Annotated in this window: 6 protein-coding genes; all 6 read left to right on the top strand. The window is 53.6% G+C overall.

Annotated elements, in window-relative coordinates:
• Positions 1–371: 371 nt before the first annotated feature.
• The 6 genes from Pla22_RS10905 (at position 372) to Pla22_RS10880 (ending at position 12153) form a co-directional block, all read left to right on the top strand.
• Positions 372–2330: a TolC family protein gene (locus tag Pla22_RS10905; RefSeq protein WP_242631932.1), complete on the top strand. Its 1959-nt coding sequence runs from the start codon at positions 372–374 to the stop codon at positions 2328–2330.
• Between the two features lie 203 nt (positions 2331–2533).
• Positions 2534–4960, top strand: coding sequence for a DUF1592 domain-containing protein (locus Pla22_RS10900; RefSeq protein WP_146514637.1), 2427 nt, complete (start codon positions 2534–2536; stop codon positions 4958–4960).
• A 19-nt stretch (positions 4961–4979) separates the two neighbouring features.
• On the top strand, positions 4980–6302 hold the full coding sequence (locus Pla22_RS10895) for a DUF1552 domain-containing protein (protein WP_146514636.1): 1323 nt from the start codon (positions 4980–4982) through the stop codon (positions 6300–6302).
• Positions 6302–8131 (top strand): arylsulfatase, encoded by a 1830-nt coding sequence (locus tag Pla22_RS10890; RefSeq protein ID WP_146514635.1) that lies wholly within the window; start codon positions 6302–6304, stop codon positions 8129–8131. The genes Pla22_RS10895 and Pla22_RS10890 overlap by 1 nt, the downstream gene beginning before the upstream one ends.
• 217 nt (positions 8132–8348) lie before the next feature.
• Positions 8349–10724: a DUF1592 domain-containing protein gene (locus Pla22_RS10885; protein WP_146514634.1), complete on the top strand. Its 2376-nt coding sequence runs from the start codon at positions 8349–8351 to the stop codon at positions 10722–10724.
• 4 nt (positions 10725–10728) lie between these two features.
• Positions 10729–12153 carry a DUF1552 domain-containing protein gene (locus tag Pla22_RS10880; protein WP_146514633.1) on the top strand — a complete coding sequence of 475 codons (1425 nt, stop codon included), beginning with the start codon at positions 10729–10731 and terminating at the stop codon, positions 12151–12153.
• Positions 12154–12164 lie beyond the last annotated feature (11 nt).

Raw genomic sequence — 12164 nt, 5'->3', positions numbered from 1 at the left:
AGCTGGGTGAAAAAGAAAACGGAACATGGGGATTTGCGTCAGCCTTTAGTTTCATGCGGGCGAGCAAACCGTACAACCGGACCAAGTTCTCACGTGGCTAGCGGATATGCCAACCGCACCGATCATGGGCATCGCCTCGCTTCTGGCGTCTGGTCCGGCAAAAACGACGGGACTACCTGCCACGGCCTTCAACTTCCGATACGTCAACAGAACGAACCGGTACAAACCGGCGATGATGTTTCTACGGTTCAAGGACGAACCCTCACGTGACACGCTTCACACCGCAAGAACGGACTGCGCGCCTGCCTACCCAAGTGGGTAGAACGAATCGCCGTGCGCTGATCTTGCAGTCCTTAGGCTTCGCCTTTTCGGTGTCGTCGCTGCTAACATCGACGTGCCTGCTTGGTTGTGCGTCCGGAAAGCAACCGCAACGTCCCGATACCGTCGCGTCTACAACGACCACACCCGCGATGGCAGATCGCAACGGGCGATCGAGCACTTCGAACGCCGACTACCGGCCCAGCATCACGCGCTCGCCCTTTCAAGTCGTTTCCGCATTATTGGCGAGCGATGACCTAGATCCTTACACTGCGCAAGCCACCAAACCGGCAGACGTAAGCGAAGGGTTGATCGCCGAAGTTGAAGCGGCAATCGAACAAAGTCATCAGCGAGAGCTCGGCATCGAAAGCCAGTTACCAGCGCAAACTTCGGACTACCATCGCCCTTTCAACTCGGCGCAAACCCCCGAAAACTTTCGCGACCTCACCGAAGCCGAAATGTTAGCCGTCGCTCTGGCTAACAGTCCGGTCCTTCGACCGCTTGGGGTTCAGGTCCTTGCCAACCCCGAGGCAGTGACGACGACGTACGATCCGCAGATCGCCGCAACGGATCCTTTCTTTGGGCCTCAAGCCGCGCTATCGGAATTCGATTCTCGCCTAAGCCTGACCGCTAATGCCCAAAACAACGATCGCGTTTTCAACAACACCATCGTGGGCGGAAACGCTCAAGAACTGACCCAGGACTTAGCCACCGTCAACGCAGGACTACAAAAGCGAACGCTTTCAGGTGCCACGATTCAACTGGGTGCCAATCACCTTTACGACAATAACAACCGAACCGGCAACCTGTTTCAAAACTATTGGGAAACTCAGTGGGAAGCCGGCGTGCGGCAACCACTCTTGCAAGGTGCCGGCCGAAACTTCAACTTGATTGCTGGCCCCAACGCTCAACCAGGGTTTAACTTTTCAAACGGTATCGTCATTGCTCGGCTGAACGTCAAAGTGACCGAAGCCGACTTTGAAATTGAAGTCCGCGATTTCGTGCGAGACCTGTACGCGACGTACTGGCAACTTCAACAACAATACGCCGTTTACCAAAGTGTTCGCGAGGCGGAAGACCTTGCCTACAGAACATGGCAAGCCGTCTTGGCTCGGCGAAACGCCAGCGTCCTAGGCGGCGAAGCCAACAAGGAAGCGCAGGCTCGTGCACGCTACTACAGTTTCCTTCGGCAACGACAAACAGCCCTCGGTGGAGAATCCGGCCAAGGTGGCTTGTATGTGGTCGAACGAAGGCTGCGAATGTTAATGGGCATCGCTATCGTGGACGGACAACTGCTGCGTCCCGTGGACGATGCCTCGACAGCGAGATTCGCGTTTGACTTCGACGGCTTAGTCGGACGAGCCATGGATCAACGAACGGAACTAACGCGCCAATCGTTGCGAGTGCGTCAGCAAGAGTTGAAGATGTTGGCCGCCAAAAACTTCCTGCTACCACAACTAGACTTGATCGGTCGCTATCGCATGCGAGGCTTTGGTGACGATCTAACCGGCGAAGGCTCGCGATTTTCCAGTGCGTATAACGACCTAACGTCTCTCGACCACCAAGAATGGGAATTCGGCGTCGAAATGGGTGTAGCGGCAGGACGACGCCAAGCGAAAGCGGCTGTTCGCAATGCATTGTTGCAACTCAATCGCGAGCAAACCGTGCTTGCCGAACAACAAAGATCAGTACGACACGAAGTCGCCGATGCACACGCAGAAGTTGCTTCAAGCTTCGCTGCTCTCGAGGCCACGTTGGCTCAAGTCGATGCTGCTCGTGACCGGCTGGCTGCATCCCAAGCGCAATACGAAGCCGACAAGATTCAAATCGAATTCCTACTCGACGCGCAAGAGGAACTGCTTCGAGCGGAAACTCAATTGGCGTCTGATCTTTCTCGCTACGCTCTTTCCCTGGTTAATATTGGCACGGCCACGGGCTCATTGCTGAACGACCTGGGCATCTTTATCAGCAACAGCGGCTGCGGCAGCCATCCAGTCTACGCGGGGACCTAGTTAGAAATTGACTGCTTTGCATCACCTCTAACCTTCGCTGTGTCGAGCAACTTCTAGCGTCGCCGTCTAAACTCCGCTTCCGAAGCGTCGAGTCCCTGCGGTTTCCTTCTATACTCTGAAGTCCGATGCGCCGGCCCAACCAGCGCGACTGAAGAACAACCAACGAAACCGGTGCGCTGCCACTGAATCCTAAAGTCACCTGCATGAGTACACCTTTTCATTCCCCATTCGCGATTCTGCTGCCGTCGCTTGTCTTGTTCCTGATCGGCCCCAGCTTATGCGGGGCGAATGGTGATCTGAACCGCTCGACTCTCGATCCGTTCCTGAATCAGCACTGCGGTGACTGTCACGCCAACGGGCAGAGTGAAGGCGGCTTCGATTTAGAATCGCTGCAGAACGACTTGAATAAGGCCGCAACTTTTGCGAAGTGGGAACGAGTCTTTGATCGTGTTCACGATCAGGAGATGCCACCGGAGGACGTGGCCACGGTTTCCCCTGCGGATCGTCAATTGTTCGATGACACGCTGAGCGCATCCCTGTCTAAGGCTCACGCCGCAAACAAAGGCACGGTCTACCGTCGCCTCAATCGGCGCGAATATCAAAATACGATGAACGATATCTTTGGTACGAAGCTGAACTTAGTGGATCGCTTGCCAGAAGATGGCCGATCGCATGAGTTCGATAACGTGGGCGACGCTCTCGGAATTTCGATGGTCCACTTGCAGCAATACCTCGAAGCAGCGGACGAGGTAATGAACGCCGCCATTGAAAAAACTGCCGAACGTCCTCCGATGCAAACCGTTGCCGCATCCTATGCTGACACAATGGAGGGAAAACGGTTCATCGGGAACCTATGGAAGAAGTTGCCCGATGATTCCGTCGTATTTTTTGCAAGAATGGGTTACCCGACGGGGATGTTGCGGGGCACAGAAGTCAAACCACCGGGGCGATACACTATTCGCGTAACGGGATACGCGTACCAAAGCGATAAGCCGATCACGATTCGCGTTGGTGGAACCAGTTTCCGACGAGGTTCAGAAAAGTTGACCTACGGCTTCACCGAACTGGCTCCGGGAGAACCCACTACCGTTGAACTGCAAGCGGACATCGAAGATCGTTACATGATCGAGATCGATCCTTGGGGCATCGACACAGGAAGCTACAACTTGCGAAAAGATGGAATCGAAGGATACCGGGGTCCTGGTGCCGCGATTCGCAAAGTGGAATTGATCGGCCCGATCCTCGAAGAATTTCCCGGCCGTGGTCACCAACTTTTACTTGACCAATTTGTTCGCTCGCCAATCAAGACAAAAAAGTGGCAACGAGAACAGGCTTTTGAACTGCAATCCGACGACCCAAACGCATCGGCGCGGAAAACCCTCTTTCGTCTCGCCAACCTGGCGTTTCGCCGTCCGGTTCTGGCAAGCGATGTTGAACGTTATGTAGATTTGTTCCAGAAGCAACTTGATCAAGGGGCATCGCTAGAAAATGCCTTGCGAACCGCGGTCGCTGCGGTTTTCTGTTCACCAGATTTCCTGTACTTCAACGAACCAGATGGTTGGCTGGACGACCATGCCATCGCAAATCGCTTGGCCTACTTTCTTACACGTTCCGCACCTGATGGGGAATTGAGGCGATCGGCAGACAAAGGTGAGTTGAAGACCAATCCTTCTGCGTTGATCAATCAAGTTCGGCGCTTGATTGACGGTGAGCATAACGACCGGTTCGTGAACGATTTTTGTGATGCATGGCTCAACTTGCGTGACATGGATTTCACCAGCCCCGATCAACAATTGTTTCCTGAATACGATCAGTTTTTGCATCAGTCGATGATCGACGAAACGCGAGCCTTTGTCAGCAAGTTGATCCGGGACAACCTGCCGATTGGGAACCTTGTCCAATCGGACTTTGCGATGCTTAACGAACGACTCGCGCGGCACTACGAAATCGAAAACGTACACGGTCCCGAAATTCGCGCAGTGACGTTGCCCAAAGATAGTATCCGCGGGGGTTTGCTCAGTCAGGCGAGCGTGTTGAAAGTTTCGGCCAACGGTACCAACACATCCCCGGTCGTTCGCGGCGTGTGGGTGATGGAACGAATTCTAGGCAAGCCACCTCAACCGCCCCCGCCCGGAATCCCCGGCATCGAGCCAGACATTCGAGGCGCGACAACGCTGCGAGAACTCTTGGACAAGCATCGCGACTTAGACAGTTGCCGAAGTTGCCACACGATGATTGACCCGCCAGGATTCGCGTTGGAATGCTTTGATCCGATCGGTGGCTATCGGGAAAGATTCCGCAGTCTCGGTGAAGGGGAAAAGGTTCAGCTTGAAATCAGTGGCCGCAAAGTCAGGTACAAGCTCGGCCCTGCAGTCGACGCCAGCGGCGAGTTACCTGATGGACGATCGTTCGATGATTACCGCGAATTTCGTGCACATCTTGCTGCTGACTCGGATACGATTGCCACATCCTTCGTGACTAAATTGCTGACCTTCGCAACCGGTCGGGACATGGGTTTTTCGGATCGACCTGAAATATCCAAAATTGTTGCTCAATCAAAATCTAAAGGCTATCGGGTGGGAGATTTGATCGAGCATGTCGTCACTAGCAATGTGTTCCGAAAAAAGTAAACCAAATCGACATCACACAATGAATCATTTCCAAAGAAGCCTCGCCATCAACGATTCGGCGCGTATTCACCGACGTCAACTCTTACGTGGGATGGGTGCAGCGGCGATTGCATTGCCGATGCTGGAAGCCATGGGACCGACCGTCGGGCAACGTGCATTGGGTGCATCGAATGAAGAAGCCCCCAAACGCTTCGTGGTCATGAATGCCGGACTTGGCTTCCACGCTCCTCACCTGTTTCCGCAATCGCCCGGCCAACTAAAGCCGTCAACGCCATACTTGGCGGCGGTCCAAGATAACCTCGACAAGATAACTTTGTTGGGCGGACTTTCGCATCCCGAGCAACAAGGCAACAACGGCCACGCTTCTTCGCTAACGATCCTGACATCAGCGATGCGACCTGGATTAGCTGGTTTTCGAAATACCATTTCTCTCGATCAACTGATCGCCCAGCACATCGGCATTCAAACTCGGTTTCCCTATTTGGCGCTTTCCACCCGTGGTGGGAGCTCTCTTTCGTGGACCGCTAGCGGCGTCAGCGTCCCAAGCGAAAGTTCACCTGAAAAACTATTCAAGGCATTGTTCTTTGAAGGCAGTTCATCGCAGATGGCTGATGAGATCGCAGCGATCAAACGAGGACGCAGCATCTTAGATACTGTGGGTTCTCGCGCACGAGAACTTGAAACGAAAGTAAGCCGTCAAGATCGTCGTAAACTAGACGAGTACCTTTCGTCGATTCGCGATCTGGAAACCCGCTTGCAGCAAAGTGAGGGATGGGTGAAGCGCCCCAAACCGAAAGTCAATGTGGAATCCCCCGTCGACATTCGTGACAAGGATGAAGCAATCGAACGTCAACGAATGCTCTATGACATTATCGTTCTTGCTTTGCAAACCGATTCCACTCGAACGATCACTTTCGAATTGGGTGGACTAAATTCCGTTCCTAAAATTGAAGGCGTTTCCAGCGATTGGCACGGACTTTCTCATCACGGAAAAGACCCGACCAAGATAGAAGAGTTGCGATTAATCGAAGAAGCGGAGTTCACTGTCTTCAACGAATTCCTTAGCAAGCTACGCGCGATCGACGAATCCGGTCAAAGCCTCCTTGATGAAACCGCAGTATTGTTCGCGTCGAACTTGGGCAACGCCAGTGCTCACGATTGGCACAACCTTCCGATTGTCGTTGCGGGCGGCGGCTATCGACATGGGCAATACGTTGCTCATGATTCGGCAAATAATACGCCGCTTGCCAATTTGTTCGTCTCGTTCGCTCAACGGATGGGATTGGAATTGGACACGTTTGGAACAAGCACTGCCGCCGGCGTAAAAGGGCTAGATACCTGATGCAATACCGCGGCAGATCACGTTGCCTTGTCTTTTTTGCGTGCCTGACCTTGTTTTGGTTCGGCACTGCATCAAGTGCATCGCAGCCCAACGTGATAGTCGTGATGACCGACGATCAGGGATACGGTGAGTTTTCGTGTCACGGTAATCCGATCACTGCAACGCAGAACATCGACCGCCTCGCGTCCCAGAGCATTCGACTAACGGACTTTCACGTCGCGCCCATGTGCACTCCAACACGAGGTCAATTGTTGACCGGCCTCGATGCGTTTCGTAATAACGCCAGCAACGTTAGCAGTGGACGGACACTGTTACGGTCTGATTTGCCAACAATCGCGAATGTGTTTCAGGACGCAGGTTATCGCACTGGGATCTTTGGCAAATGGCATCTGGGCGACAACTACCCTTATCGTCCGCAAGATCGTGGATTTGAAGAAACGCTGTGGTTTCCTTCGTCGCACATCAACAGTGTTCCCGATTACTGGGACAACGATTATTTCGACGATACCTACTCACACAATGGAAAACGCGAAAGGTTCCCAGGTTACTGCACGGACGTTTTCTTTTCGCAAGCCAAAGAATGGATTGCAAAACCCGATGATCGCCCCTTCTTCGCATACATCGCACTCAACGCGGCCCATTGGCCCTGGTTCGTCCCCGAGAAGTACCGCGATTCGATACGCCAATCACTGAAGAGCCACCCCGAAGTTGTCCGCCATCTCAATGCAAAACAGAAAGAGAGCTTGGTGAGCTTCTTAGCGATGGGATCAAACATCGGCGAGAACGTTGGCGAACTCGATCACTTCCTACGTCATCGCGATCTGTTCGACGATACGATCGTCGTGTTCTTAACTGACAACGGAAGCACGATGGGTCCAGACTATTACAACGCTGGCATGCGTGGCAAAAAGACGCAACTATGGGAAGGGGGGCACCGCGTGCCATGCTTCATTCGCTGGCCGGGTGGACCGATCAATCAACCGCGTGATATTGATGCCTTAACTCATGTGCAAGACTTGCTGCCAACTCTGGCGGACTTGGCTGACATAACGAACCTTCCTGCGGACCTCGATGGCATCAGTTTGGCTCCGATTCTAAGAGGTGAACAAGAAACGTTGCCCGATCGGATGCTCGTGATCAACTACAGCCGCATGCCGGGCATGAAAGCCGAATACACATCCGGAAATCCAGCGATCCCAGCTCGAGACGGTGCGGGTGTGCTTTGGAAGAAGTGGCGTTTTCTTGAAAATCGAAAACTGTACAACATCGACTACGACCCTCATCAAGATCACGATGTTGCTGATCAGCATCCTGAAGTGGTGAAACGAATGCGATCGCATTTAGATCGTTGGTGGGACGGCGTCAAAGACGACGTTATGACACCTCAACGAGTCATCATCGGAAGTAAAGCCGAAAACCCAACTTTGCTTACCGCTTGCGAATGGCTCGATGTATTCGTGGATCAACAAACTCAGGTGCGTCGAGCGGAACGGAAAAACGGCACGTGGCACTTAAGTGTTGCCAATGCCGGCGTGTTTTCCTTGGAGCTTCGACGCTGGCCTCGTGAGTCCAATCTAGAATTGCAAGCGTCGATCCCCGAGACCAAAGTGACGGACGGCACGTACGCGGAGGGCCGCTCACTTCCCGTCCAGCGAGCAACCCTACAGGTTGGTGGACAAACCTTTGAATTAACACCGGAATCAGATCAGCAATCGTTTCAAATTCAAACCGCATTGCCGGCGGGGCAGATTGAAATTCGCACCTCGTTTCTGGATTCATCCGGTGCGGAGATTTGCGGTGCGTACTACCTGTACGTTCAAAGGCTCTGACCCACTTAACCGGGGGCCCGACTTACCGGTTTTGATAGAACTTTAGTCCAATGCAAAACGGCTATTAAGTGAGAAGCGAGTCGTGAAGGTACGATTTGCGGATTGGCATCCTTGCGATTTGCGTCAATAATAGCGGCACCCTCCCTCGCGGCGCATTCCCACCTTTGCTGTGCTCTGACTCAGCTTGCCGCGCACTATCCCTCCGGCACGCAATTTTATGATTCGCTTGTTTGACCTATCGCGAATGCTCATTGTTGGAGCAATCTCGTTGCTGACATCGGTCACCCGCGCAGACGAAAATGCCTATCGCGATGTCGTGCATCCACAGTTGATGGAATTCTGCGGCGATTGTCATTCACCGGATGACGAAGACGATGCGGTGGGGTTCCTGAGAGATCAATCCAGTGACGAGGTTGCTCGCAATCGTGGCCTTTGGTCAAGCGTTGCCGAACAACTACACAACCGCACCATGCCACCGGCCGACTCGCCCCAACCAAGCGAAGCTCAGCGACTTGAGTTATTCCAGTGGATCGAATCTCACTTGCGAACAACCGCTTGCATCGATGGTGAGTTCGCGGGCAGCCCGGTCCCACGACGGCTCAATCGCGATCAGTACACCCACGCGATTATCGACATTACGGGTTTAGATTTTGACTTCACCGAATCGTTTCCGGCCGACGGCAGTGGCGGTGAAGGATTCGACAACAACGGCGAAACGCTGTTCTTGCCTCCTCTGTTGATGGAACGGTATCTCGAAGTGGCGGGCGAGATTCTAAACCGCGTCATCGTTACGCCTCCGTTCGATCAAACCTATTCACTTGCCAGGGGACAATCGGACAACGATCACGCTTTGCTGGTTAGAGGTTCTGACAAGATTGACTATTCACTTCGATTATCAGATGGCCACTCGGCCGAGCGAACAGTCACCCTTTACCGCGGTGGAGACTACGAGTTTTCGCTCAAGGCAAACTGCGATCTTGAATCATCACTAGTGTTGCATGCAGAGATCGATGGCGTTGAAGTATTTACCGAGAAGCTAAAGCCAGACCAGAAGAACGATAGTTTTTGGACTCCGTTGCGTTTGACTCGCGGCGTTCACCAAATTCGAATTATTGTTCGCGACAGCAACCCGAATGGCAATGACAACGATGTCAAAGCGAGTTCATCCGACGACGCTCCGAAAGCCCAACTCCACTGGGTCCACTTGAACGAGCCACGTCGCCGAAAGCGGGACGCTGATGACCTGGCCAATCGGCAGAAAGCGACCGAACGATTGCTGGCCCCCGCCGGTGATCTGATCGGCACCCAAGAGCGCGAAGCCGCCCGTGAGATCATTCGACACTTTGGCCGCCTCGCTTTCCGCCGCACACTGAAGGTTGAAGAACTTGAGCAGTACTTGGCGTTGTTCGATCGAGCTATCGAACGGGACGAACCGTTTCTAGATTCCGTCAAATTGCCACTCAAGGCGATTCTTGTCTCACCTCATTTCCTTTTCTTAACCGAGCCGACCAACGAAGAACCTGGTTTGCATCGAATCAGCGATCTTGAACTTGCATCCCGCCTTTCGATGTTTCTATGGCACTCGGTTCCCGATGCGACGCTGATTGATTTGGCTGAGCAAGACAAGCTACACGAACAGAACGTTCTGCAGGAACAAGTCCAGCGAATGTTGGCCGACCCGCGCAGCAAACGCATGGCCAGTGCGTTCGCTGGACAATGGCTTGGCACCAACGTCGTGGGTAAATCGCACATCCCCGACACCGATTTTTTCAAACCAGACTACACGACCGAACTGGTAACGGACTTGCGAGATCAAGTCGGTGAGTTGATGCACGTCTTGCTTCGCGAGAATCGCCCCGTCACTGAACTCATTTCCAGCGACTATGTCGTTGTGAACCACCGATTGGCTCAGCATTACAAGCTCAATGACGTACCAAGCGAGGACGACGGTTTCGCTCGAGTTTCGATTGACGATTCGAAATTAGACAGTGTTCGGCCAGGTGTGCTTGGCTTGGGTGCGGTGCATATGTTGACGAGCTATGCACGTCGAACGAGCCCCGTTTTGCGAGGTGGATGGGTACTAGAGACAATCTTTGGCGTTCATCTTCCGTCACCGCCGCCTGATGCGGGGGCATTGCCAGGGGGTGACAAAGAACGCGACAAACAATCCGTTCGTCAACGGCTGGAAGCTCACCGTGCCAATCCCGCCTGCGCAGCTTGCCACGATTTGATTGACCCGATTGGCTTTGCGATGGAAAACTTTGATGTCCTAGGACGATGGCGAGACAAAGAGGGAAAGTTTGACATTGACGCGATAGGAAAACTGCCTTCGGGAGAAGTGTTCAACGGCCCCATGGAATTGCGGGAGGTATTGTCGCATCGTCAAGATGAATTCCTTCGCACGATTTGCACCCGCATGCTCGGCTTCGCGTTGGGCCGATCGCTCGAGGACGCCGACTCCTGCACAATCAGTGCATTGACTGACCAACTTGCTCAAAATGAAAACCGTATCGAAGCGTTGGTGATGGGAATCGTCACAAGCGTTCCGTTTCAATATCGTCAAACCATGCCTATCTATCTTCCCACCGAGTAACGTGATGGCCTTTCAAAAAATCTCTCGTCGATCACTGCTCCGCGGTGTGGGTGTTTCCGGCGCCGCCGCATCGATGTCGCTTCCCCGGCTTGAGGCCATGGAACCGGAATCCGATTCGGTTGACGCCGATGGCAAACCACTGGATCGGCCTCCCGTGCGGACAGCGTTCTTGTTCATGCCCAATGGTGTGAATGCGCCCAATTGGACTCCTGCGGTCAAGGTCGACCCAGAAACAAAGAAACCCACCGACCAGTACGACCTTTCCCCCATGTTGCGTTCACTCGCCAAAGTGAAAGACGACATGATCTTGTTGGAGAACCTTCACCACCCTGGCCTGAACAACAAGAACGGTCATTGGCCTAAAGTCCCGGCCTTCCTTTCCGGGGGTCACGTATTGCAAACGTCCGGCCGCGACATGAACACGGGCAACACGTCGGCGGACCAACTTCTCGCTGCAAAGATCGGGTCCAAGACTCCGCTGCCAAGTTTTGAATTGGGCGTTGATGCAGCCTACACCGGAGTCGACAACATCGGAGGAGGTTTCACTCGCATCTACGGATCCCACATCGCTTGGCGAGACCCACGCACACCGGTTCCGAAAGAGATCATTCCTCAGCTAGCCTTTGACCGCTTGTTTCGAGGTACCAACGTCGGCCCCGTGTTATCAGGACTCGATCCCACCACTCGCGAGGTCGCGAAGTCATTGCAAGGCGACGACACGAGCGTGTTGGACCTTGTCCGCGAAGACGCTAAGAACTTGCAACGCAAGCTAGGCACCACCGATCGCGCAAAGCTGGACGAGTACTTAGAATCCGTACGCAGCATCGAGCGTCGGATCGAAGTGTCGATGAAACCCCAGCGTCGCTGGATCAATGAAGGGAAACTAGAGATCCCACGGCCCGGCCCCGGAATTCCCAACGATCACATCGAACACGTGCGTTTGATGCTGGACATTATGGTGATGGCATTCTGGACCGACACGACACGCGTTTCGACCTTCATGTTTGGTAACGCTCAAACCGGACGAACGTTCTCGTTCCTCAACGGAGTAAAGACATCCTTCCACGGGATTTCGCACCACGAAAACGATCCGAAGAAGATCGCGGTGTATGAGCAAATCGGCACGTGGCACGTTGAACAGGTGGCTTACTTGCTTGAGAAGATGAAATCGCTTTCCGAAGGGGATTCCACGCTATTGGACAACTCGTTGGTGATGTTTGGATCTTCACTGCGCGACGGCAATAGGCACGAAACAGAAAACCTGCCGCTGTTGCTTGCTGGACGCGGCGGTGGCAGTGTTCGAACAGGACGACGACTCACCGCACCGGAGAAAACTCCGCTTTGCAATCTGTACTTGTCGATGATGGAGCGAATGGGTGTGCATCAAGATGTTTTCGGCACAAGCACCGGCAAACTCGACTTGAGCTAGTGGCAAGGGAC

Source organism: Rubripirellula amarantea (assembly GCF_007859865.1).
GTDB lineage: Bacteria > Planctomycetota > Planctomycetia > Pirellulales > Pirellulaceae > Rubripirellula > Rubripirellula amarantea.
This window is presented reverse-complemented; position numbering and strand designations above follow the sequence as displayed.